Genomic DNA, 22,863 nt, shown 5'->3' with positions numbered 1-22,863 from the left:
AATCAATCGTCAGCAGCGAGGCCCGCAGGAAGCGGATCGAGGGCGAGGACATGGACGATGCCGGCACCCGCCCGGACGACGAGGGAGGCCCCGATACCGACGCACACACCCGAGCCACCTGGTGACTGCGCCCAGGAAGTGGTTACCGGGCCCCGGCCACTTCGGCGACCGGCGTCCGACTCGCGCAAACGGCTGACAACAGCGGTCCACCGCGCGTTTCCTCCACCCACCCGAACCCCGACAGGCCGTAGGGTCATCGCCGTGGGACGACGTGCTACCGTTCCGCTCCTTGGATGCCCGGCTCGGCCGCCCCGCCCCCTACTCGGGCGCGGCCGGGCCGCGCTGCGCCCGTCGGGTGAAACTCTGCCCGAGACGGGGTACTGAGACAGCAGGCCGGGTTACACGCCCAGTATGACGAAGAATCAGAAGCCCCGGGACGGCGACGACCGGCGGGTGGGTGTCCGTCCGCAGGGCGAGGTGGAGCAGGCCTTCGAGGAACTGGAGGTGGGCGCCGCCGCGCCCGACCGGCAGACTCAGGCCGCGCGCGGCAGCTTGAACGGCTACCTGTGGGCGCTGGGCCGCTCGCAGACCGCTCCCGTCAGCGGCGAACGGACTGAGGACGCGCCGGATCTGAAGGCCCTGACCGAGGAGGTCGAGACGATCGAAGCCCGCCTGGAGGACGAGGCGGCGCACACTCCCGTCCCTCCGGACTACGGACGGGGTGCTCGTGACGCTCTGGCATGGGTGTGTGGTCGCGACGAGAAGCGGACCTGATTCGGGCCGGCTGCTGCACGTACGCGGTGCCGCCCGCGTGGGGACCGCCTCCCACAGATGTCTGCGCGTGAACCTGGTACGGGAGGCCGATCTGGCAGGCGGATGGAAGACGAGTCGGACGGCGCGGGCGACCGCGGGCTGTTTGATTGCTGCCTCCAGGGCCTCGGGGCGGTCGACCAGGACGGGCACCTGCTGGGTGCAGGTGACCGCGGTGTAGAGCAGGGACTTCGCTACCCGCGCGGGCTGAAGCCTGGATCAGCTCTGCGCCGGGCCCCGCCGCCTCGTCGGATTCCGCAAGGTCCAGCCCGCCCCCAGGCCAGCACCCGGGCGACCTTCACCGTTACCGCCTACGCCTGTCCTGAAGGCAGTCCGGCGGTTGGTCGCTCATCCCGGGCCTCTCCACCGTCCGCGTCGGCCGGTCCTCCCGCGACCTGGCCGCGCAGCGGTCGCTCACGATCAGCCATCCGCCCGACACACCGCCCGCGGCGGGTGTGGCTACGCCTCCGGGTACGGCGCCGACCACGGAGACAGCGGCGCGCTCGTCTTCACCGTCGACGGCAACGGCCGCCAGGCCCGGGGCGGTATCTCGGGGCCGAGAAGAAGGACGGTCAGACCACCGGAGAGCATCATGGCCGCCGCCCACGGGCCAAACCATCGCTGCGCAGGACCCGTGGTTGTCGCACTCCGGCAGAGGTCTACGCTGACTTCCTGAACAGCGGTGATGCGCTGACCGCTTGAGCTCGCCTTCGAGCACGTGCAGGACGCCGAAAACGGATCGGCCGCCGGCTGGTCCGAGCCGCGGTCGCCGTCGCCGCGTCGGCAGAGGCGTCTCGTTCTGCCGGAGCAGGTCAGGGCCAGCGATCGAGTGTTTCGGTGACGGCGGCCCACAGTTGCTTCACCGCGTCGGGACCGGCGGTCTCTGCGACGAGGCTGACCATCTCTGCGAGGACAGCCAGTGCGGCAGCACGGTGCCCGTCGTCCAAGGCTGCTCGCAGTACGGTGAGTGCGGCCGCGCCGGCCTGTGGCGTGCCGGCGAGCGCTGCGGCCCGCCGGGCCACGGCGACGAACGTGCCGTCGGCCGGGTCTTCGCAGGCCATTGCGGCAGTCCGGGGCAGCAGTGCCGCCGGGGCACAACGTGTCAGGGCACTCAGCGGTCGGGCGCGCAGGTGCACAGGTGTAATGGTTTCGACCGCGGCGAGGGCCCGGGTCAGCTGGGCGGTATCGAGGTGGCGGACCAGATTGGTCAGGGCATCGGCGCATCGCCCTCCGTCGGCCAGGGCGGCTGCTGCGGCCAGGACCTGGTCCAACCCGTCGGAGTCGAGGCAGGCCGCGACGCCGGTCAGGGCCGACGCACGACGCCACTCATCGGTGACGGCGAGGGCATCGGCCAGCGCCACGGCCACCGCCCGGGCTCTCCGGGCTCCGGACAGGACTGCAGCAAGAGCGACGAGGACCCGCATCCGTTCAGGCCCGGCCGGCATGCCGAAGACGGCCTCGCAGGCGCGTTCGAGCGCCCCGCCGGACAGGTGGGCGGCCATGCCCGACAGCGCCAGGGCACGCAGGCCGACATCGGGAATCACCAGGGCGGTGACGAGAGCATCGTCAAGCTGCGGGCCGTCGAGGTGCGGGGCCAGCTCGGTGAGATGGTGGGCCCGCGCGTGCTCGTCCAGGCCTGCGATCACGTCCAGGATCCCGGCCCGCCAGGCCGCTTCGGGCAGGTACGGGCAGAGCCGGGTCATCGCCTCCACCTGCTGGTAGGGGTACTCCACGGCCTCAGCAGCGCTCCGGGCATGCCCCAGCGCACCGACACGCACGGCACCGTCGAGGTGCGGAAGCATGTGAGTCAGCACGAGGGCCCGCTCGGGCACCGGCATGGCCACGGCCGCCGAGACTGCTCCGGCCTGCTGGGCCGGGCCGAGGTGGGCGACGACGGCCATCAGCGCCCGATGCGAGAGGTCGGTGGTATCGGCGAGGGCGATGGCGAGGGCCTCGTCCAGCTGGGCCGCGTCGAGATACGGAGCGAGGCCGCCCAGGGTATCGGCGACCGATGCGCGCCAGGGCTCCACGGCGGCGACGACCAGCAGCGCCCGGTCCAGCTGGGAGGCATCGAGACGGGGCGCCAGCGCGGTGATCGCCGTCAGCCGGGCATGGGCGTCCTCAACCCGCAGGGCGCCGGTGAGCACCCGCTCCAGCTGGGCGCCGTCGAGGTGGGCGACCAGCGGGGCCAGGGTCTCCACCCCTGGCTCGACAGCTGCGAGAGTGACCGCCCTGTCCAGTGCCGCAACCCGCTCTGCGCCCTCCAAACGGCTGGCCAGCGCGGTCAGCAGCTGCACCTGCGCAACGTTGTCACCGATCGCGGTCGTCGCGGCCAGGGCCAGGCGAAGGGCCTCGATGCGGCGAGTACCGCCGAGGTGCGCGGCCAGGGAGGTCAGCGCGGCGGTGCGATGGTGTCTGTGCATGATCGCAGCCGCGGCAGCCACCGCCCGCTCCAGCTGCACCGCCTCAAGGTACGGAGCAAGGCCGGCCAGCGCCTCGGCCCGCTCGTACCCGTCGGCGAGAGCCGAGGCGGCGACAAGGGCAGTGTCCAGTTGGGCGTGATCAAGGTAGGGGGCCAGACCTGCCAGGAGGGCAGCGGAGGCGGCAGCGTCCGCGAGCGCCCGGTCCAGCCGTGCGTGATCGAGGCGGGAGGCAAGGGCGACGACGACTTCCGGCTCGGCGGACCCCAACGCCTCGGCGAGCTGGGCTTCGTCGAGAAACGGGGCCAGCGCGCGGTACACGGCCGGCCACCGATCGGCGTCGTCCTCGAAATCGCCCGGCTCGTACGCCTCGGCGGCTGCCAGGGCGAGCCGGACTCCATCGGCCCGAAGCGGCTCGGGAAGGCGCGGGACCACATCGAGGAGCTCCCACAGCCGTAGGTAGTCTTCGGCAGCCAGCGCCGCATCCAGGTCGGCACGAGAGGTCGGGCGCTCCGGCGGCGCCGGAGGCCGTCCGGCGGCAAGCCACACCGCTGCTTCGGGGTCGAGCAGAGCCAGAGCGGCGGCACGATGCGGGGGCTGCAAGTGCGGCAACAGCGCTTCCACCAGTACGGGGCGCTGCCGCCGTTCGAGGAGCTCGACCTGGGCGAGGGCCTGCTCCGCCGACCACTCGCCCGCCAGCAGCAGCTGCTCGACCAGACGATCAGGCAGGACGGCGGGAAGGCTACGGGCACTGACGCCGGCCAGACCGAGCCTGATCTCCTCGACCAGCGAAACCGCGGGACGGCCACCAGCGAGATCGGCGTCGGTGCAGGCCCGCGCGGCAGCAAGCAAATCGATCACCCGGGCACCATAACGGCTCTGCGGGAAGGCAGGCCCAGCGGTCACGCTTGGGCCTGCCGCACTCCGCACACGGTCGGGCGGAACGGATCGGGCCCGCACACGGTCGGCCCCTCACCGTCCTGGCCCGGCGGAGCCCGGCGCGCGCCTGCCCCGCGGGCGGAGTCGTCAGCCGGGCGGCGCGGTCCGGGCACAGATCCCGTGAGCGGGAGATCGATCCGCTTGTCCATGTCGAGGCGGAAGGTCCCCCACGGGTTGATGTTCGACCAGAACAGCGCGGTCCGCGCCGGTCCTCATCGGTGAGCGTCGATGCTGACCACTTCGTGCGTGGTCAGCCGCGGCTCGTGTTCGGCAGCGGGCCGGGTTTGCTGATCACGCGGCTCGGCCTGCCGGGAGGGCCGCCAACTGGTGCGTGTGCACGGCTTGTTGGTCAGAGAGGAGTCCGGCTACGGCTCGGATGGTGTCGGACAGGTGGTCGCGGCGGCCGTGGTGTCGGGCGAGGGCGCGCCAGTTCTTCAGGCCGGCGATAGCGACCTCGCGGACCATGTGCAAGCGCCGGTCGAACTCGTCGACGGGCGTCGCGAGGACTTGGCGGGCCTGTCCGTCGACTGCGACCCGGGGTTGTGTCTCGGTTTCGGCAGCGAGAACGGTCAAGGAGGCTGTGTCCTGCCCGCACGCCTGCTCGGCGCGGTCGGCGCACTTGGACTGGACCTCGTGCTCGACCTCCATCCGCCCGAATCAGCCGCGACCGCCGTTTGCCCACGAAGACGGGAAGGCCGTCCCGGGTGCGTCCAGGCGAGCGTGAGCCCGGTTCCCGGTGAGGCAGCCGTCACCGGGATCCGGCCGGTACTGGATCTTCTTGAGCCGTCGTTCCACGGCCCGGGCGATCTGGCCGAGGGGCGAGGGCGGGGCACCGCCGCGAGGCGGTGCAGTGGAGTTCGAGTGCGGTGGGACCCGGACTCCGGCCTGGGGGTAGTGCCGGGAGCTGAGCCCACGCGCGGCGCACGTGGGCCTCGCGCTGCTGCCGGTCACCCGGTGCGCAGGGTCAGGCTCTGGCGTGTGCGGTGGAGCAGCTCGACCGCTGCGCGTTCGGCGGCGGGGCTCGGGCCCAGCAGGCGGTTGCAGTGCAGGTGGACGTAGCTGTCGCAGAGGTCGAGGAGCGGGCGGCCGAGCAGTGCGCGCCGGTGCAGGTCGGTGAGCCGGGCGGCGGCGGGGGCCAGGAGACGGCGGCGTTCGGCGAGGACGTCGGCGACGGGAGGTGGCGGCGGGGTGCTCAGCAGTTCGCAGAACTCGGCTTTGCGCGTGCGGAATTCGGCGCCGGCGAGGCGTTCGCGATAGGCCCGGCGGCGGTAGAGGCGCAGCCGGGCCTGTTCGTCCAGGCCGATGCCCGCCAGCAGGTCGTCGATGCTGAGCAGGGCGAGCGCCGTGTCGTCGAGCGGCAGCCGGCCGGTGCGGCGCAGGGCCAGCAGGTCGAGTACGGCGTGGCTGTCGGCCGTGTAGAGCGCCTCGGTGGCGTCCATGGCGGTGAGGCCGCCGTAGCGTTCGACCTCGCGGTCGTAGACGTCGAAGCCGAACCGGGTCAGGTACCCGTCGGCGAGGATGGCTCCGGCCCAGTCGCCGAGGGCCGGGACGAGCAGGGCGGGGTCACCGCGCAGGCGCAGCCGCAGGTGGGGTTCGGGGTCGGCGTAGCGCAGGAAGAAGCGGCGGTCGGTGTGGTGCGCCAGGGAGGCGACGATGTCGCGGACGGCCTCGGCGAGCAGGGTGTCCTCCTCCTGCCGGTCGCCGTACAGCTTGATGTAGGTCCAGTCGCTGCCCGGGGGACGGAGGCGGTCGGCCTGCGCGACGGGGGCGTGGTGTGGGCGGGGCGGTGGTGTGGGCGGGGTGGCCGTGCGGCGTGTCATGGAGATGACGAGTTCCACGATGCGGGGCCCGTCCGGCCCGGTGGCCCAGGCGTCGTCGAGGCCGGGGAGGGCTTCCTGGAGGATCACGGCGCCGCCGGGCGGCAGGTGGGTCAGGGCCCGGCGGATCTCCTCGGTGTGGGAGCGTCCGGTGGTGTCGAGGAGGAGGCGGTGGTCTGCCGCTTCGTCGCTGCTGGTCAGGTAGGTGTGGCGGGGCACGCGCCAGCGGCGGCGCCAGGCGTCGAAGGCGGCTGAGAAGCCGTCCGGGCTCCCGGTGAGCTGCTGGGCCTGGAGGTGGTCGACGCGCCACTGGGCCGGGCGCAGGACGATCCGGCCGTAGGTGACCCGGGGGAGGTAGGGGAAGTGGCGGGCGGGGCCCCAGTCGAATCCGGCGAGTTGCGCGGTGCCGTCCAGGCCCAGGTCGGCGAGGAAGCGACAGACGGCGGGGGCCCGGCTGTGGTTGAGCATGTGCCCGGAGCAGACGGTGACCTCCCGGGCGGCTCGTGGGACGCGCTCTTCGGTGCCGTCCGCCCTCGGGTCCGGGCCTGGCGCGCCATCGTCCCAGATCAGGGCGAGCCTGCCGTCGCTGATCCGGACCGCGAGTTCGTCGAGGGGGACGTAGCGGGCCGGGCCGTCCTCGGCGCTGGTCCGGATGCCGATCTCGTGGTCGCGGACGGTGGGGCGCACGACGACGTTGGCGGAGCGGGTCTTCTCGGGGAGGTAGACCAGTTCGGCGAGGACGCGGCCGGGGTCCAGGGCGCGTTCCGCGGCGGCGACGTCGGCGAGGGCGGGAGCGGCTTCCGGGAGCATGCCGGCGAAGCGGCCGAGGTTGCGTCCCGCGGCTCCCGCGCCGATGTTGGGGCCCACCACGAGACGGAAGTCTCCCGCGTCGACGGCGGCGGCCGATGGGGCGGCGACCATGGCGTAGAGGTCGAGCGACAGGGGCAGCCGGGCGGGGGCGACGTCCCGGAGGGTGAGCCGGTCGAGGGTGTCCTGGTCGAGGTCGACGGCGGCCAGGTGGTCGTGGAGCGCCTCGGTGGCGAGGCGCAGCAGGGTGTCGGCCCGGTCGGTGTCGAGGGCGGCCACCGTGGTGGTCGGGGACGGGGTGCCGAGGCCGGTGACGGGATCGAGGAGTTCGAGGACGGGCACGTCGCGGGCGGTTCCGTACCGGGCCTCGAACGCGCGCCGGTACGCGGTGATGTGCGGAGGCCCGTCCGGGAAGGGGGTGAGACGCAGCAGCAGGTCGGCGGCCTGGACGGCGGCGTCGGCGACCCGGTGGGACACCGTCCCGGCCGCGAGGGGCAGTGCCGTGTCGACCTGGACGGGGGTGCTGGTGTCGAGACCGGTGACGTGGCGGGCGTGGTCAGCCAGCGCCGGAAAGGTGTCGGCGCCGGCGTCCGGGGGCTGCTTTCGCCAGTCCTGGATGGCGGCGAGCAGCGCGGCCAGGTCGGCGTGGGCGGCGGCGGCCGCCGGAATCCGGCCGAGGTGGTCGAGGACGTGCCCGGCAGGGTCGAGGTGGGTCAGCGGCGGGCGGAGGTCCGTGAGGAGGAAGGTGTGCCGCCACAGCCGGTGGAGCAGGTCGTCGACCTTGCCGGGGGTCGCTCCGGGGACGGTGCGCAGCAGCTCGGCGGCGAGGTCGGCGTGGCTGATCGGGGTGCGGGCGAGGGTGAGGGCGAGCAGGACGGCGCCGGTGGCGCGGAGGGTGACGTTCTCACCGCCGGTTGCTGTCCGCGGCGCCTCGACGCCGCTGAGGGTGACCCGGCCGGCCCGGTGCAGCACGGCCGGGTTGGTGATGACCCGGGTCGCCCGGCGGATCCGCGGGGCCGATTCGAGGGCGGTGACGAAGTGCAGCAGGGCGTGCATGTCGAGCCGGGCGTGGACCTCGGGTGGCCGGTCGTCGGCGAGTCGGACGTCGGTGGCCGGCCCCCACTGCCCCATGGCGGCGCCCGCGTTGAGCCCGAACGGGGTGGGACGGGTGCTGAGCCGGACGAGGTAGCGCAACAGACTCGCCTCGAGCCGTCGTCGATCGCGTTCGGTGGCCGTCGGGCGCCGCAGCGCGGCCGCCAGAGGCAGCGAGGAGACGGCGACGGCGCACCGCGCCAGCGCGTTGGCCCGTACGTACGTGGTGGCGGGCTCCGGCCCGGGGGTGTCGGCTGCGGGGTAGCGGGTGACGGGCAGGATCGACGTGCGGATCATGACGAAGTCGAGGGCGCGGTAGCGGCTCCGCGCCCCCGGGGAGGGCCCTTGCCGGGCGCCCGGAGTGTGGGAGGCGTCGGTGGTCATCGCGGTGGGTGGGTGGTCATGGCGGTGGGCGGCGGGTCACGACAGCAGGAAGAACCGGTCCCAGGCGGGAGGTTCGGGGGTGGCGGCGGCCAGGAGGGCGAGGGCGATCCCGGGAGTGCCCTCCAGGAGGCCGACCCGGTCTGCACGGGTGCCGTCGGGTTCGACGCTGCGGTAGCCGAAGGGTGATTGGGGCCGGTACTCGCCGAGCAGTTGGTCGACCAGGCGGTGCGCTGCGGCGCCGATCGCCTCGTCTCCGGTGTCGGCGGCGAAGCGGAGGGCGATCTGCAGCAGACCCGCGACGCCGTGGCAGAATCCGGGCGAGTCGACGCGGCGCCAGGCGATCGGGCGCGCCAGCGCGGTGCGCAGAGCGGCGGTGGCCGCGGCGGTGAGGCCGGAGTCACCCAGGGCGGTGCCGGCCAGCCACAGTGCGCGGGCGACACCCGGGCTGCCGTAGCACCAGGCGTCGCGGGCCGGTGTCGGAGCGGGGGCCCGTGCACCGGGCACGGCGGCCGAGGACTCCTCGACCGCCGGTGGGTACGCGGCGACCGACGGGTAGCCGCCGCCCCGGGCGTCCGCGACGTGCTGTGCGGCCAGCCAGGACGCGGCCCGGCGGATCGCCTCGGTGTGTCCCGGCACCGCCGGCCCACGGGCGTCGGCGTGGACGAGGGCGAGCAGGGCGAGGGGACCGGTGATGCCGTGCGCCAGACCGCAGTTGGCGACCGCGCCCGGGTACTTCGCGCGCATGGCCTCGTCGGCGATCAGGGCGTGCGGGGTGTGCCAGGCGGGGAGCCCGTCGGGGGCCGGGCAACCCCGGCACAGGTCGACCAGCCAACCGAGCAGGGTGGTCAACGCGCGGTCCCGGTCCGGTCCGGGCGGCCGGACGCGCAGGCAGGCGGCCACACCGGTCCAGCCGGAGACGACGTCGAAGGTCCCGACCGCGACTCCCCGCCCGTCGACCGCGGGCAGCCTGCGGGGGATCCGCGTGTACAGGCTGGTGTCGAGGTCGCCGAGCAGCGCGCGGTACCGCCCCCGGCCGTCGGCCAGGTAGGCGGTGGTGAATGCCACTCCGGCGAGCCCGGAGAAGAGCCCCAGGGCCTTGACGGGGTCCCGCGCGGTGCCCTCCACGGCGCGGGCGAGGTGACGGTGGGCCACCAGGTCCCAGCCCTGGCCGGGCAGGCAGCGGTCGAGGTGCCCGAAGGCCAGGGCGAGGCCGCCGGCACCCTGCGCAGTGCTGTACGGCGTCCACCGCGGCCGCCCCCGGCGCGCACCGGCCCGGCCCGCGGCCTCCGCCGTGCCGGGATCGCGCAGCCGGGAGAGGACGTCCACGGCCGCGTCACGGACCCGCGCCACGGTCCGCGCGTCACGGACCGCCGGCTCCCAGGCGGCCGCCTGCTGCGCTGCTACGGCCATCAGCCTTCCCGGGACGATCGGGACTCCCGCTCGACGCGGCGGATGACGTGTTCTCCGGCGACCCTGCGGGTGATGCCGTCGGCGCGGACCTGACTGACCTCCAGGACGTAGTGGTCCTCGAAGAACTGGACCGGGACCGTGTCGCACTCCGAGGTGCACGAGCCGCAGGTCGAGCAGGTCTCCGTCTCGCCGGCGGCGTCGGCCGCCGGCAGGCTGACGACGGTGCACTCCTCACCGCAGGTGCTGGCGCAGCTGTTGGTGCACTCGTCCCCACAGGTACTGGCGCAACTCGCTGTCTCGCCCGCCTCGGGGGTGAACTGGTCGACGGCCGTGGTGACCACCCTGACCCGGATGTCCAAGTCGAACTGGTCCTCGCCGATCCTGGCGTTTACTTGCCTGTCGTTCATGGCGCAACCTTCTGGGGGTGGTTGCCGAGCATGTTCACTCGTTTCCACTATGGCACCGCGACGGGTGGCTGCAAGCGGGTGACGACACCGCAGCATGCAACCCTCCGTGACATTGTGACGCTCCGTTTCCGGTTGCCGTCACCCTCCGCCACCGGTGGGTCGACTCCCACTGCCGGCAGGAGGGAGGAGAGGTGCCAGGAAACGGGGCGAAACGCGAGGTGCACCGTCGGAGTGGAGCTTTGGATCATGGGACCGGCACGGGATGGCTTCGTCGGGCACCCCGTCCGCCCGGCGGCGACGCGCGGCATGCCTCCGCCCTTTCCTACCGCGTCCAGTGCACCGGTCGAGGAGGTTCCCGTCCGCGCCCGGCCAGGCACCGATCGAGCAGACGCTGCGGCTCGTCCTCAACGGGCGGCTGCCGCTCGCCGACGCATGCCGCCGTGTCGCGAAGCCGGTCACCGTCCGCGTCCTGACGTCCACTCACGTGAACTCCCTCCTCGAGCTCACCCAGGTCCGGCGCTTCGTCGTACAGGTGGTTCGCGCAGCGGTGCCGGACGACCGGGCCCTGTGCCCCTTCGCGCCGACGCCGTACGTCACTCCGATCCGGCCCGTCGGCGAGACGCTGTACCGGCCCACCCTTTTCCCCGCCGAGCCATGGTGGGCGTTCGTGTGGCCCGAAGAACTTCCCGCGGCAACTGTGCTTGCGTAAGGCACCCCCGCACAGCAGTGAGGCCCGCCGGTCGAACTGGCGGGCCTCGGTCGTTCCGCGTGCGGTGGCGACGACGGCAGGCAGGCGCCGCCGGCCGGTGTTGCCCGGGAGTGCGCCGTCGGCGTCGCCTCGGCACCTGCGGGCGGCGGGCACCGGCCCTGGGGGCCGGCGGCGGCGAGGCGTGGGCGGTGGTCTCTCCCACGGTCTCGGAGTCGCTGCTCGCACCCGGCCGTGCGGCGGCACGGCCGGGGGCCACGACGGCATCGTGAACGGCTACTGCAGCGAGACCCCGGTCACCGCGGACGGCTGCCACGCCTCCGTGGTGACCAACGCCCACCATGCGGCCAACGCGCCCATCGCCCGGATGCACACCCTGCTGGCCACCGCCCTCTGCGAAGCCGTGCCGTAGCCGGAAGATGCCTGCCGGGGGCCTCGCGGGCCCCGGCAGGCTGCGGAGGCGATCCGCCGACCGACGGGCATGGACAGTGCAGTGCTGGACGGAAGGGCGATGTGGACAACAGGATCGGGCAGCCTGGACGCCGTTCCTTTCGTGAGCTGTTTCGGCGGGTGGTGCCGCCGACGATCGTTCGGCGTCCACAAGGCGGGCGCCGGAGGGCTCGGAAGGCGAGCCAGTGGCAGGGTGCGCGGCCGTGGACGACATGATCGCGTTGCCGGCGGTGATCGTTTGGCTCGACTGCGTGACCTTCGTCTCTTGTCGGGGCGCGGGTGTCATGGTTTGATCACGATGCGTTCCCGGCCGGTGACCGCCGGAGGTGGGGCATCGGGCCGGGGATCTGCTGGTGTACGGCTGCGTTGTCGGGGGTGAGTGATTTGTTTGCGGATGCCGAATCCGCCGCGGGCGATGGTGAGCCGACGCCTGCGGAGTTGCGGGATCTCCAGGCCCGCGCCGACGCGTTGGCGCGGGACGTCGCCGCCGTGCGGGAGCGACTGAAGCAGCAGACCGGCCTGCCGCGGGCCGTGCGAGGAGCGCTGCCGGGCGATGTGGGCGAAACGCTCACCCGGGCGGCGCGGCGGATCGGGGAGGCGGCGGAGAAGCTCGCCCGGGTCCGGGCCGCCCAGTGGCCCGGGTCGTGCACGGCGTGGTGGGGAGTGTGTCCGCGCTGCGGACCGACGCTGAGAACCGAGAACGGTCGCTCGTGGTGCGAGGAGTGCGGCGCGGGATGGGGCTACGACCGCACCCGGAGCCCGTGCGGTGAACCGGCGACCTTCCTGGCGATGGACACGCAGGGCGGCACCGTCGTCGTCTGCGCCGCGCACGGCCGACACATTCAGGACCGCCTCGAAGGCGGCCTCCTCCTGTCCATGCCAACGTCCTGACGCCACGGACACGACGGCACAGCACCGCTCGGCCTCGGATCCGCGGCCGCGGTCGGGGACGGGGACGGGCCACGATCAGCCGCAGTGCGCGTTGAAGCCGCCGCTGACGTTGCTCTCGATGCCGCCTTCCCAGTCGATGCAGCTGTGCTCGGCGTGCAGGTAGACCGGCCCGGCATAGGACCGGTAGTAGTTCTCGTCGAGCTTCGTCCAGGCGGAGGCACCGGCAAGGCTCAGCCCGGCGAGCATGAGGATCGGCTGTCCCGGGCTGTTGCGGACCGTCACCACGCAGTTGTTGCCGTTGCTGCTGTTGTAGGTCAGGTAGACCGTGCCGCCGAGGTTGAGGTCGCGGTGGTCGATGACGGTGTAGCCCGAACCGCAGACGCCGTTGTAGCCGGCGGCCTGCGCAGCCGTCGGCACTGCAGTGGCGGCGGCGCCCGCCACCAGGGCCAGGGTGCCGAGACGGGCAGCGGCTCGCTTCGTCGACATGTGCATCGGGTTCACTCCGTCCTGCGGGGTTCGTGGCGCCCGGTCCTGGCCGTGTCCTGCCGGTCCCACCGGTTCCGAACGGGGCGTGCCAGGGCAACGGGGGGAGGCACGCGGTGCGTGCGGGGCGTGGCGGCGCTTCCGGGCCGGTCGTGGTGAGCAGACTGGCAAAAGCCCGTATCGCCGAGGTAGCGCGGCCGCCGAACGCCACCGGTGCCGCGCGCCGATGTCCCACCTCCGCCCTGCTGCGCCCCTTCGCCCGGCGCAGTTGCGCCCCCGCCGGTCTGCAAACCCGCGCGTGCGGGTGCGGGTGCGGTGTGTCCGGGCGACGGCGGCGCGACTCCGGTCCCGCTACCGGGACGATACGGAGGCCGACGATCATGGTGCGCATCGCGTCCGACCCCGATGGAAGGCTGATTGCATGCGTACGATCGCACGGCGGATGGCGGTGGCCGCAGCGGCGCTGCTTGCGGTGGCCGGCGGCATCACGTTCTCGACGGCCACCCCGGCGATGGCCGGCGGTTGGGGGTGTTCGGGCACCGAGGTGAGCGACTCCCCGTTCGCGGTGAAGGCCTACGGCGGCCAGGTGCTGAGCCACGTGCACCTGTTCTGGGACGGCTCGACGGGCCGCAACTGTGCGGTCAACGTCAAGGCCGGAAGCCTGTACGGAACCGCGGGCTTCATCTCGATCCGGCTGATCGAGTGCCGCGAGGACACTCCCGGCGGCAGCTCCGACTGCACCAGCATCGAGAACCGGCCCGACGGAAGCGACAACTACCGTTACTACGCCGGTCCGGTGAGCGTTCCGGGTTCCGGCCACTGCATCTGGGTCGAGGGCATCACCTCGGGCCCCAGCGCGATCGGCTACTACACCAGCCCGACCTTCCACTGCTGACCGGAGCGCCCGCCCCCTCGGTGCGGCAGCCCGTACACGGGACGTCAGCCGCATCTGCACCGTGCGAATTGTAGCCGCAGCCGTCGTTGACGCACCACGACCTCGCCGGACCGATGCCCCCGGCCGCCGGTCTGCGGCGGCCGGCTGTCCGTCCGGGCCCCAACCGCTCAACGCGGAGCACTGCTGGAGGGGCGCTGTCATTGGCGCGAGCAGCCCCGCCGGGGCTCGGGCCGGACGGATCGGATGGCCGGGGCTGCATCCACCCGATCAGCGAGCGCATGGCTGGGCCCGGGCCCGGTCGGTCCGTGCTGCGGTCAGAGGCGCTTCAGGACTCGATCGAGGGCGGAGCGGCGCGGCAGGCCGAGTGGTTCGTGGTGGGCCGTGAGGTGGTCGTGGGCGGGCGGCGCCGTTTGAGGACGCCGTTACTCCGATCGCACCGGCCAGCGCGTGCCCGGGGTCTTGAGGACACGGTCGCCGATGTCGAGCGCCTGGTACGTCCGGCCGTCCACCTGCACGGCGAGCTCACGCCCCTGGTCGGTGCGGATCCGCAACATGCAGCGGGTTGTCGTGCCGTAGGTACCGGTCGAACTGCTCACCCACCGCTCGGTGACCTCCCCGGTGTAGGCATCGTCGACCGCGTTCGCCCGTTGCGCGGCGATGACCACCAGGATCAGGGCGAGCGGGCCGAGGGAGAGGATCAGGAAAACGGTGCTCGACATGTGCGCCCCCGCATCGACGACGGCACAGGCTATCCACGGCAGGGTACCGCTCTTGACGGAACCAGCCCAGAAGGCATACCCAGAGAGTGAGTTGGGGCCCGCTGCGGGTACGGGTGCGCGCGGCCCTGGTCCACAACGACAGCCGGCATCCTGCCCGCCCACTTCCTACCGCGAGGCCGGGACCGGTGGCGGGCAGCCACCACCCCAGCGAGGTGATGGCATCCCAACTGATCATTTCAGGATGAGTTCGGCTTGGGGGCTTGGCAGTTGAGGCGTCTGGGCGGCAGAGTGCTGCACGTCTCGGATGATCTTGTGCCGGATGACCTGTGGGAGCGGGTGGCTCCGCTGCTGCCACCACGTCCGCCGCGACGCCACCGATACCCCGGCCGGCTGCCCGCGGATGACCGTGCTGCTCTGCGCGGCATCGTCTACGTGCTGTGCAAGAGCGTGAGCTGGCGGGACGTGCCCGCGGAGCGGACCGGGTGCAGCGGGATCACGGCCTGGCGGCGGCTGAGGGACTGGACCGAGGCCGGCGTGTGGCCCTGCCTGCACGAGGTCCTGCTCGCCGAACTGCGGGCGGCAGGGATGTTGGAGATGGATGACGCCGCGATCGACGGATTGCACATCGGGCGCTCAAGGGGGGCTCACACCGGACCTTCGCCGGTCGACCGGGGCCGGCCGGGCGGCAAGCACCACCTGATCGTCGACCGGCACGGCACCCCGCTCGCCGTCACGCTGAGCGGTGGCAACCGCCACGACGTCACCGGCTCCTGCCGCTCCTGGACACCATCCCGCCCGTCCGCGGCCTACGTGGCAGGCCCCGCCGACGCCCCCGCAGGCTGTTCGCCGACCGCGGCTACGACCGCGACAAGTACCGCCTGATCCTGCGCCACCGCGGCATCACCCCGAGGATCGCCCGCCGCGGCGTCACCCACGGCTCCGGACTCGGCAAGACCCGCTGCGTGGTCGAGCGGACCTTCGCCCGGCTCCACCGGCTCAAACGCCTGCGAACCCGCTACGAGATACGCGCCGACCTCCACCTCGGCCTGCTCCAACTCGCCTGCAGCATCATCTGCCTACAGAAGCTCCGCACCTCATTGCGGGATTTTGCTGGTTTGGGGGGTGGTGGTTCGGGTGTCGGTGGTTCTCCGACGGGCCGAGGGGTGCTGGCTTCAATGCCTGCGTTGGTGTCATCGCCGGCTTCAACGCCTGTGCCGGTGCCGGTACGGGCCCCGCAGTCGCGGTTGCAGTCGCAGTTGCAGTCGCGTCGTGTGGTGCGTCCAGCGCCGGCGTTCGACGACCGGTTCCCGAACGGGCCGTTGGTCGTGCTCGATGGCGATGGCACTGCTTATGGTGTTGGTGGGCTTGTTCTGGACTGCCCGGCCACGACGCTGGCGCAGCTCGCCGGGTGGGCGTTGACCGCTTCCGGTTTGGGTGCGGCTCGGCTGCATCGTCACGGGAGGGATTCCGACCCGCTGCTCGTTCTTACCGCGGCCGCTACCGAAAGGTTTGGTCTGCCGCTCACCCTGGACGACGACCCCGCCACCCGCCGTAGCCAGCGGCTTCCGGAGGACCACAAGGCGGTCAAGGCACTCACCCGCTCGAAGTGGCAGCTCACCCGCCGCGGTTTCGGACCGTGGGCCCGTATCTACCGGCCGGTCAAGGACGGTCGTCGTCAGTGTCTGCAACTCGCCGTCCTGCCCTGGCGTGCTCTGGACCCCCGTGCCTGGGGTGATGCCGCGAGTCTGCCTGCCCCGGATCTGGCCCGTGTGCTGGGTGTCTACGCCCAACGGGTCATCACCCCGCGTGGCTCGAGTGCTACCTGTGGTCTGGAGCTGATGACCGCGCTGCGCCCGCCGACCCGGGCGGTCCGTGACGAGGTGAGCGGTGGATGGGTGTCGGGGCCGATGCCGGGCGCGTTGACCGAGGTCGTGCAGGCGGCGCCGCCGGAGGTCCCGCCGGAGCATCCGGCCGCCCAAGGCTGGAGCGGCGGGTTCCTCGACGAGGAGTCCTACCAGTGGCTGCGCCCCGTCGAGACCCTCTCCGAGGCGGAAATGATCGAGCCGTATGCGGTCGGCATCGACATCAACACCGCTTATCTCGCCGCCGCCGCACGCCTGAACGTCGGCCTGTCCGGCCCGGTCCATCTCCACCGGCCGGCCTTCGACAAGAAGGCGCCCGGTTCCTGGCTGGTCGATCTGTCGCACATCCCGACCGACCCCCGCCTGCCCTCCCCGTTCACTCCCACCGGCAGGCACCCCGAAGGCCCGGCCTGGTACGCCACTCCCACCGTCGCCTACGCCGTCGAACTCGGCCACGACGTCCGGCCGATCGAGGCGTACCTGCGGGAGAGGACCGGTGCCTACCTCGACCCCTGGCACGACCGCCTGCGCGAGGCCTACGTCACCACCATGGCCGAGGCCGGCATCCCCACCGACAAGGACACCGACGAACGCGCCTTTCTCGCCGGGATGGCTGCTCATCGTCTTCTCAAGGAGGCCGGGGATGACCTTGAGGTGCTGCGTACCGCGCTCGTGGCCGAAGGCCTGGGTCACCTGGCCGGTGCGGGTGACGATCAACTGCGTGCGGCTGCCTGGCGTCACCATCAGATCGCGATCGTCCTGTCCGCGGTGAAGTCGACGGTGAAGTTCGGGATCGGTAAGCTCCGTGAACGCCCCCAGGGCCTGGCCTACACGAAGGGCGAGCCGTGGCCGGCGCTTCAGCGGGAGACCTGGCGCCCGGACATTAGGGCCGCGGTCATCGCCAAGGCGAGGGTGAACATGCACCGCAAGATGGCGAACGTCGCCCGGGCGAACGGCCGTTACCCGCTCGGCGTCAACAACGACTGCGTCGTCTACGCCTCACCCGGTCCCGGCCCGTTGGACTTCCTGCCGCTCACCGGCTCCGGCAAGGGCGTGCTCCCGGGCACGTTCCGGCTCGGCGCAACCCCTGGCCTGGCGAAGCTCGAGGGCGTCCAGACGATGCTCACCGTCGTCGACTGGCTGGAGCGCGACCAGCCCCTCAATCCGGCCCGTCACATCAAGGGCTATGACTCCGGCGCCGTCGAAGGGAAGTAGCCAGCCGTGGAGGAGATCACCGACGCCCTGGACCGGGCCGCGCCCGGCCATTTCACCAAAGCCCCACCCAAGGGCGCGCAGGCTCAGATGCGGCTGCTGACCAAGGCTGCCAAGGGCGATACCGCGGCCGTCGCCGCCCGACTCGGTGTGAGCCGCCGCACCGTCGAACGCTACCTCGCCGGACAGCGTAAGACCCCCCGCAGCGCACTGCGCCAGGCCCTGGCCCGCGAGGTTGGGCGGGCGTGGCAGCCCGGCATCCGCCGCCAGGCCCGCAAGAAGGCGGCGACCAGCACGGGCATCACCGTGGAGGTGTGGGCGCACTTCGGCTACACCGCTCCCGTCGGCACCACCGACGAGCCTCGGCTGCGCCACTTGACCGTTCACCTCCCCCCGGCCTACGCCGACCGCCTCTTCACCGCCCAGGAGCAGGGCGTCGGCGACCGAGCCATGCGCGAGATCATGGCCGAGGGATTCCAGGAAATCTATTTCAAGGACGGCGGACGGGCCGCCGGACTCGAAGTCGAATTCACCCGGATCCAGGCGATCGACGTCCAGTACTGACCCGCCACGGCGAAACCCTCCCGTCTCCCGTCTCCCGTCTCCCGTCTCCCGTCTCCCGGCCGCAGGCCCCGGCCCTTCCGGCCGCCGGCTCCTGGCCCTGTCGGCCTGCACGTCCCGTATCGGGCCTCACCGGCCCTTCCGTCCCCCGGCCTGCCCACCCTGTATCGGTCTCGCTGGCCCTTGGCCTGTTCCGGGTGGTGTCGTCCGTCTGGTGGGTAGGCCTGCTGCCCGGTGTGGGCGGGGACCGGTACGGGGTCGGCGACGGGAGGGCAGCGAACCCGCGGGCCGGGCGAACCCGCGGGCCGGGCGGGCATCGCGGGGCCCGTGGGTGCTGGGCGCGCATCCGGCGTCCCCGGGGGGCCTTGCCGACACCTCCGCCTCGAGGCCGGCGGACGGGCGGGGAAATTCGGTGCGATGCAGGTCACCGCCGGGTGTCGATTGCCGTACCGTGACCGGGGACGAAGTGGGGGAGACTCGTATGAGTGCCCAGCCGGAACACCTTCCCGCCCCGCCGCCGGCTCCGGTCCTGCCGCCGGTTCCGGCTCCGGCCCCGCGGGCCGCTGCCCGGCTGCTCGCCCGTATCCGCGCCCAGGAGGACACCGACCGCTGTGGCCGCTGGCTGCCGGCGTTCGAACGGGACTGGGCCAAGGCTTTGGGCGATTCCCGGCAGACCTACGATCTGACGCCCCTTCACGATGTCGTCCGCACCTGGCAGGTCCGCCTCGACAGCGTTCCCGCCGTCGATGCCTTCACCGCCGCCGGCAGCAACGACGAGGACGGTACCGACCTGGACCAGCTCTTCGGAACCCGTCCGTGAACGACCGCACCTGGCCCGCCCGCCTCTCACCCAAGGCCGCCAAAGCGTTCACCGAACTACCCGGGCACACCCAGCAGTTGGTGCGTGACCTCCTCGACATCGCCGCCCGTACCCCCTGGGGCCGGCCGCAGTAGGACGCCACCGACCCTGAAGGCGAAGACGTACGCTGCGCCTCCATCGGCCAACTCGGCCTCGTCTACCTCGTCAACAGCACGGCCGGCCGCCTCTACGTCATCGACCTCGTCTGGCTCGGCTGATCCCGGTTCCCCTGCCGCCCGGACCCCGTCCCGCACAGCCCGCACTCGCACCGGCCCCGGAGCCCGCACCGGCCCCGGAGCCCGCGCCGGCGCCTGCGCGTTGCCTACGACCTGGCCGCCGCACTCGGCCATCCGGCCCCGGCCACGATCCCGGCATGGCCCGACCCGCCCGCCGAGATTCGCGGCGGCCTGGCCGGTGACTTGTCCGCGGTCGCCGTCGACGCCGCAGGGAACGCCCGGACGGCCGGCCACATCCCTGGGGAGGCCGGCCGCAGTGCTGCCGGACACGACCACGCCGCCCACGCGAAGACCGTCGCCGGGCCGTCCCCCGATCACGAGAAGCGGTCCGCCCCGCAGGTGTGGGCCCAGATCCGGACGCCAGCGGACCCGGTGGCCAGCCGCGACCGGCCGTCACCCGTCACCCGCCACTGGCAGTGGCCGCAGGCGAACGCCACCCGTCACCACCGGTTGCCGTGCCCGGTAGAGCCGCCGTCCGTTCCCGTAGGCCGGCCGTCCGTTCCTGCAGGCCTGCCGGCTGCGCCCGATGTTCTGTGCGCCACCCTGCCGGCCCCGGTCGTTGGCCCGGTCACCCCTACGACATCGCCGACCCGCAGGAGACCACCCCCGTGTCGAACACCGTCGCCGGGCAGCCCTTGGCCGGGCAGGACCGCGCCGCCCACCAGAACGCCCTCGTCCGTGGCGGCTGGATGCGCACGCCGCCGCACGCCACCTCCGTCGTCTGATGTACGCCGGATTCGCCGAGACCCCGCCCACCCGCGAGGAACTCGGCGCCGCGATCGCCACCGGCGGCCTGGCCGGTTCCTGCTGGGACCTCCCCGATCTCCCCGATCTCCCCGACCTGGACGACCTGGACGACCCGGACCGCGAGGAGACCGAGGCGGCACTGGCCAGGGCCCGCGAGGCCGCCGCCCGCTACGCCGCGCACTACGGCCTCGACACCCCGAAACCGTGGACGACCTGGTCACCCTCCTGGTTGCCGCCGGCGTTCTGCTCGAGACCCCCGGCCCCGCCGGCACCGTGCTGAGCCCGGTGCGGCCGGTGCCGCGGCCCGGCGACGTCTTCCCGCGCGACGACACCGAGCGGCAGGCCCTGGCCGACCTCGAGCGCCGCCACACCCACGGCCGCGGCACCGCGGCCGTCATCGGCCTGTTCACACCGTGCGGTGTGCGCCTCACCGAGATCACGACCAGCCAAGGCCGCCTCGCCCGCGCCATCGGCCAGGACACCGAGCACGCCCGCCAGGGCGTCCTGCAACTGATCGAGGACGGCGACCTCACCACCCTCGCCGGACACAACGTCTTCCGGCTGTAGCGCGACGCGCTGTACCCCGACCCGCACCGCACCGAGGCCGGCCCGACCCGCACCGCCCTCCCCGAAAGCCCGTGACCCGGCAGCACCCCGTCCCCGTCCCCGTCCCCAAGGCCGGCATCCGGCCGCGCCGTCCGCCAGCCGCGCCGCCCCCCGTTGTCCGCCTCGCCCCCACCCGCCGTCCAAACAGCCGCGGCCGCGCGGCCGATCCCCGGGGCGATCGCCCGCGAAGACCGGCCGCCGCTGCAGGGACGCCGGAGGGACGCCGGGCAGAGACCGGACGGCGGCCGATCCTCGACCCTGCCCATTCCCTGACCCTGCGCATTCCGCGGCGGCGTACGATCGCAGCACGAGCAGGCGGTGGACCAGACACAGGGACGATTCCCGGCCCAACCGGCAGCCACGCCGGGGTCCTTCGACGCCGACGCGCCGAAGTGCCCCGGCGCCGGCAGACCCGCCCGCGCCGCACCCACCCCGGCGGGGGAGTACCGGGCGAGCAGACCACGGCGAGGAAATCCGTACCGCTGTCATGCCCTTGCAGGAGGCCACCGCCGAACTGCCCGCCGCCGACCGTTTCTGCGCCACCCTGCTGCCCGTCGTCAACCGCTACCCGCTACCCGCTACCGCACCGCGGCCCTGCCGGGCACGGGTCCGTGTCCGTGTCCGTGCCCGGCAGGGATCCCGCCCCTGCTGGAACGGCCCGCAGTGCCGGATCGCCCGCGCGGTGTCCGTGCTACGCCTCGTCCGGCCGGGGCGCCGGCGGCGTGACGGCAGCGGACACGCACGTGACTCTGGGGCAGGCAACGGACATAAAATCCCGAGGTGCTTCGCCGGTCCTCCTCTCCACGCACCGGGCCGAGGGGCGGGGCCGCACCCCGCCCCGCGGGGCACGCCCGGCCGGTCCCCCGTCCGCCGCTCCCGCGGCCCGGCCGATCCACCTCCGGGCTGCAGAAACGGGTTTCCCCCGCGCGGCCGCGGTGTCGTACAGTCGCCTTCACCGACGCGGGGTGGAGCAGCTCGGTAGCTCGCTGGGCTCATAACCCAGAGGTCGCAGGTTCGAATCCTGTCCCCGCTACCAACCGGCCGGGCCCGGTGCGCCGAAGCGCACCGGGCCCGGTCCCCTTTTCACGCCCGAGCCTCCACCGGGCAGCTTTGCCTGACAGCGGCGCGGCGTTCCCCACAAAAATCCCGGGCACGACCAGAACCGGCACGACCGGAACCCGGCACAGCATCGGGGCCGGCCCGGCCGAGGACTGCCACCGGCACCACGGCCGAGACACCGCGGGCCACGACTGCGTCATGGGGTCGGCGGGAGGGCGAACGGGTCCTCGGGCAGGAAACAGCCATAGCCCCGCAGCGTCCCAGGGTCGTCGAAGACCAACTGCGTGAGGTCGCCCGCGGGGGAGAGCCCGTCCGGGCGCTCGGGGGCCGGCAGGCCGGGACCTTCGGACGGTGCCGGGTGGGGGTCTGCCGCGAGCCGCCCGAACCGTTCCAGTAGAACGAACACGGCGTCGCGGACATCGTGGACGTGTTCGGCCGCTTCCTCTTCGGTGGCACCGGGGGTGAGGTCGCGGTAGGCCGCACGGGCTGCGGCCAGGAACCGTTCCGGATCGGCGATCACCACGTCCTGGCGCGTCCGCACGCTGACCACCATGCCCGCGCTCGGAACCATCGGCTCATCCACCGCGCCAACCTATCCGGTTCGCCCACCGGCCCACCGGCCCACCGGCCCACCGGCCCGGGCCGATCCCGCAGACCCCCGGCCCGGGCCCGCACCCCGCCTCCGGCCCGGCGCACGATCGCCCGACCCGACACCCCCCACCACCCCACAGCGGCGACATCCGACATCCGCTATCCGCCCCCCGGCCGTCCGAACGACCACGGGCCACACAACCGACACCCGGGCGGCCAGGCCTTGCCGCCCCGCCGCCAGCCCCGGGCCCTGCCCCCGGCCGTACCGGGTCCCGCCCGGTCGCCCGGTCGATCGGCGACTCCCGCCGCGCGGACAAGCTGTGCAGCGGCAACCGGCCCTGCCGAGCGGGGGAGCGGACACAGCGGGGATCGTGGCTCCGGCTCCGGCTCCGGCTCCGGCTCCGGCTCGGGCACCGGCACCGGACCGCCGGCCGCCCACCAGACGGCCCTACTGCGGCAACAACCCGGCGGCGCAATCCAGCCCCCGGCACGCGGCCACGGGTTCCTACCGAATGATCGCCGGGCTCAGCCGCCTGCCGCTGCAGGGCCTTGCCGCCCGTCTGAACCCAAGGGCCGAACACAGCCGCGACGACCTCGACGAGATCGACGCCGCCGTCTCAACGCGCCATCAGTCACACCGTGCCCTCAGCCGCATGACGCACGACCAGACGCAGATCCAGGCGTTTGTCCACCGCTCCCACGAGGCCCCCGACCACCCGCCCGCCGTCCTCCCCAAGGCCCCGGACCGGGCCAGGACGCCACCACCTCCACCGGCCGCTCCGACACCGACCAACCCACCTGACGCACCCGCCCGCCGTCCTCCCCAAGGCCCCGGACCGGGCCAGGACGCCACCACCTCCACCGGCCGCTCCGACACCGACCAACCCACCTGACGCACCC

The 22,863-nt window shown here is 73.0% G+C and carries 19 protein-coding genes, 1 tRNA gene and 1 pseudogene; 13 read left to right on the top strand and 8 right to left on the bottom strand.

The annotated features are described in order from the left end of the window. The first annotated feature begins 411 nt into the window (after positions 1–411). Entirely contained in the window at positions 412–774 is a 363-nt protein-coding gene (locus tag AB0O09_RS28925) for a hypothetical protein (RefSeq protein WP_363546405.1), read from the top strand. Between the two features lie 848 nt (positions 775–1,622). On the opposite strand, the gene AB0O09_RS28920 is transcribed toward AB0O09_RS28925, so the two are convergent. The 5 genes from AB0O09_RS28920 to AB0O09_RS28900 all read right to left on the bottom strand — a co-directional run bounded on the left by AB0O09_RS28920 (position 1,623) and on the right by AB0O09_RS28900 (position 10,086). Further along, on the bottom strand, positions 1,623–4,091 hold the full coding sequence (locus AB0O09_RS28920; protein ID WP_363546402.1) for a hypothetical protein: 2,469 nt from the start codon (positions 4,089–4,091) through the stop codon (positions 1,623–1,625). Positions 4,092–4,460: 369 nt separating this feature from the next. Beyond that, the gene (locus AB0O09_RS28915) at positions 4,461–4,817 is read right to left on the bottom strand and encodes a hypothetical protein (protein WP_363546399.1); all 357 of its coding nucleotides are present in this window, start codon (positions 4,815–4,817) and stop codon (positions 4,461–4,463) included. Positions 4,818–5,116: 299 nt separating this feature from the next. Further along, positions 5,117–8,269, bottom strand: coding sequence for a lantibiotic dehydratase (locus tag AB0O09_RS28910; RefSeq protein WP_363546397.1), 3,153 nt, complete (start codon positions 8,267–8,269; stop codon positions 5,117–5,119). 36 nt (positions 8,270–8,305) lie between these two features. Beyond that, positions 8,306–9,679 carry a lanthionine synthetase C family protein gene (locus tag AB0O09_RS28905; RefSeq protein WP_363546394.1) on the bottom strand — a complete coding sequence of 458 codons (1,374 nt, stop codon included), beginning with the start codon at positions 9,677–9,679 and terminating at the stop codon, positions 8,306–8,308. Then, on the bottom strand, positions 9,679–10,086 hold the full coding sequence (locus AB0O09_RS28900) for a hypothetical protein (protein ID WP_363546391.1): 408 nt from the start codon (positions 10,084–10,086) through the stop codon (positions 9,679–9,681). The genes AB0O09_RS28905 and AB0O09_RS28900 overlap by 1 nt, the downstream gene beginning before the upstream one ends. 974 nt (positions 10,087–11,060) lie before the next feature. Here AB0O09_RS28900 and AB0O09_RS28895 point away from each other — a divergent pair. Next, the gene (locus AB0O09_RS28895; RefSeq protein ID WP_363546389.1) at positions 11,061–11,204 is read left to right on the top strand and encodes a hypothetical protein; all 144 of its coding nucleotides are present in this window, start codon (positions 11,061–11,063) and stop codon (positions 11,202–11,204) included. A 413-nt stretch (positions 11,205–11,617) separates the two neighbouring features. Further along, the gene (locus tag AB0O09_RS28890) at positions 11,618–12,133 is read left to right on the top strand and encodes a hypothetical protein (protein ID WP_363546386.1); all 516 of its coding nucleotides are present in this window, start codon (positions 11,618–11,620) and stop codon (positions 12,131–12,133) included. Positions 12,134–12,208: 75 nt separating this feature from the next. Here the strand turns inward: AB0O09_RS28890 and AB0O09_RS28885 are convergent, their stop codons facing one another. After that, positions 12,209–12,619, bottom strand: coding sequence for a spore-associated protein A (locus tag AB0O09_RS28885; protein ID WP_363546383.1), 411 nt, complete (start codon positions 12,617–12,619; stop codon positions 12,209–12,211). 418 nt (positions 12,620–13,037) lie between these two features. Here AB0O09_RS28885 and AB0O09_RS28880 point away from each other — a divergent pair, with 418 nt between their 5' ends. Beyond that, on the top strand, positions 13,038–13,511 hold the full coding sequence (locus tag AB0O09_RS28880) for a hypothetical protein (protein ID WP_363546380.1): 474 nt from the start codon (positions 13,038–13,040) through the stop codon (positions 13,509–13,511). Positions 13,512–13,933: 422 nt separating this feature from the next. Here AB0O09_RS28880 and AB0O09_RS28875 read toward each other — a convergent pair whose 3' ends face one another. Further along, entirely contained in the window at positions 13,934–14,230 is a 297-nt protein-coding gene (locus AB0O09_RS28875; RefSeq protein WP_363546377.1) for a hypothetical protein, read from the bottom strand. 291 nt (positions 14,231–14,521) lie between these two features. Between AB0O09_RS28875 and AB0O09_RS28870 the strand changes: the two are divergent. The 8 genes and pseudogenes from AB0O09_RS28870 to AB0O09_RS28835 form a co-directional block, all read left to right on the top strand. Beyond that, positions 14,522–15,306 (top strand): annotated as a pseudogene (locus AB0O09_RS28870) (IS5 family transposase); the annotation flags it as partial. Further along, on the top strand, positions 15,193–17,307 hold the full coding sequence (locus AB0O09_RS28865; RefSeq protein ID WP_363546512.1) for a transcriptional regulator: 2,115 nt from the start codon (positions 15,193–15,195) through the stop codon (positions 17,305–17,307). The pseudogene AB0O09_RS28870 and the gene AB0O09_RS28865, both read left to right, overlap by 114 nt. A gap of 6 nt (positions 17,308–17,313) precedes the next feature. Next, positions 17,314–17,868, top strand: coding sequence for an XRE family transcriptional regulator (locus AB0O09_RS28860; RefSeq protein WP_363546374.1), 555 nt, complete (start codon positions 17,314–17,316; stop codon positions 17,866–17,868). A gap of 448 nt (positions 17,869–18,316) precedes the next feature. Continuing rightward, on the top strand, positions 18,317–18,685 hold the full coding sequence (locus AB0O09_RS28855; RefSeq protein ID WP_363546373.1) for a DUF6247 family protein: 369 nt from the start codon (positions 18,317–18,319) through the stop codon (positions 18,683–18,685). Beyond that, positions 18,682–18,819 (top strand): hypothetical protein, encoded by a 138-nt coding sequence (locus AB0O09_RS28850; protein WP_363546371.1) that lies wholly within the window; start codon positions 18,682–18,684, stop codon positions 18,817–18,819. The genes AB0O09_RS28855 and AB0O09_RS28850 overlap by 4 nt, the downstream gene beginning before the upstream one ends. An 865-nt stretch (positions 18,820–19,684) precedes the next feature. Continuing rightward, positions 19,685–19,987, top strand: coding sequence for a hypothetical protein (locus AB0O09_RS28845; protein ID WP_363546369.1), 303 nt, complete (start codon positions 19,685–19,687; stop codon positions 19,985–19,987). Beyond that, on the top strand, positions 19,912–20,274 hold the full coding sequence (locus tag AB0O09_RS28840; RefSeq protein WP_363546366.1) for a DUF6042 family protein: 363 nt from the start codon (positions 19,912–19,914) through the stop codon (positions 20,272–20,274). Before AB0O09_RS28845 ends, AB0O09_RS28840 begins: the two co-directional genes overlap by 76 nt. A 998-nt stretch (positions 20,275–21,272) precedes the next feature. After that, a tRNA-Met gene (locus tag AB0O09_RS28835) sits at positions 21,273–21,349 on the top strand. Positions 21,350–21,568: 219 nt separating this feature from the next. On the opposite strand, the gene AB0O09_RS28830 is transcribed toward AB0O09_RS28835, so the two are convergent. After that, positions 21,569–21,955, bottom strand: coding sequence for a hypothetical protein (locus AB0O09_RS28830; RefSeq protein ID WP_363546364.1), 387 nt, complete (start codon positions 21,953–21,955; stop codon positions 21,569–21,571). A gap of 661 nt (positions 21,956–22,616) precedes the next feature. Here AB0O09_RS28830 and AB0O09_RS28825 point away from each other — a divergent pair. Beyond that, positions 22,617–22,856 carry a hypothetical protein gene (locus AB0O09_RS28825; protein ID WP_363546361.1) on the top strand — a complete coding sequence of 80 codons (240 nt, stop codon included), beginning with the start codon at positions 22,617–22,619 and terminating at the stop codon, positions 22,854–22,856. The last annotated feature ends 7 nt before the right edge of the window (positions 22,857–22,863 follow it).

Origin of the sequence: Kitasatospora sp. NPDC093679, from assembly GCF_040683455.1 — a bacterium.
Lineage (GTDB): Bacteria > Actinomycetota > Actinomycetes > Streptomycetales > Streptomycetaceae > Kitasatospora > Kitasatospora arboriphila.
This window is presented reverse-complemented; position numbering and strand designations above follow the sequence as displayed.

Coding starts and splice junctions, on each gene's coding strand:
- AB0O09_RS28925 (WP_363546405.1), top strand. CDS start 412: ATGACGAAGAATCAGAAGCCCCGGGACGGCGACGACCGGCGGGTGGGT.
- AB0O09_RS28915 (WP_363546399.1), bottom strand. CDS start 4,817: ATGGAGGTCGAGCACGAGGTCCAGTCCAAGTGCGCCGACCGCGCCGAG.
- AB0O09_RS28910 (WP_363546397.1), bottom strand. CDS start 8,269: ATGACCACCGACGCCTCCCACACTCCGGGCGCCCGGCAAGGGCCCTCC.
- AB0O09_RS28905 (WP_363546394.1), bottom strand. CDS start 9,679: ATGGCCGTAGCAGCGCAGCAGGCGGCCGCCTGGGAGCCGGCGGTCCGT.
- AB0O09_RS28900 (WP_363546391.1), bottom strand. CDS start 10,086: ATGAACGACAGGCAAGTAAACGCCAGGATCGGCGAGGACCAGTTCGAC.
- AB0O09_RS28885 (WP_363546383.1), bottom strand. CDS start 12,619: ATGTCGACGAAGCGAGCCGCTGCCCGTCTCGGCACCCTGGCCCTGGTG.
- AB0O09_RS28880 (WP_363546380.1), top strand. CDS start 13,038: ATGCGTACGATCGCACGGCGGATGGCGGTGGCCGCAGCGGCGCTGCTT.
- AB0O09_RS28875 (WP_363546377.1), bottom strand. CDS start 14,230: ATGTCGAGCACCGTTTTCCTGATCCTCTCCCTCGGCCCGCTCGCCCTG.
- AB0O09_RS28845 (WP_363546369.1), top strand. CDS start 19,685: ATGTACGCCGGATTCGCCGAGACCCCGCCCACCCGCGAGGAACTCGGC.
- AB0O09_RS28825 (WP_363546361.1), top strand. CDS start 22,617: ATGACGCACGACCAGACGCAGATCCAGGCGTTTGTCCACCGCTCCCAC.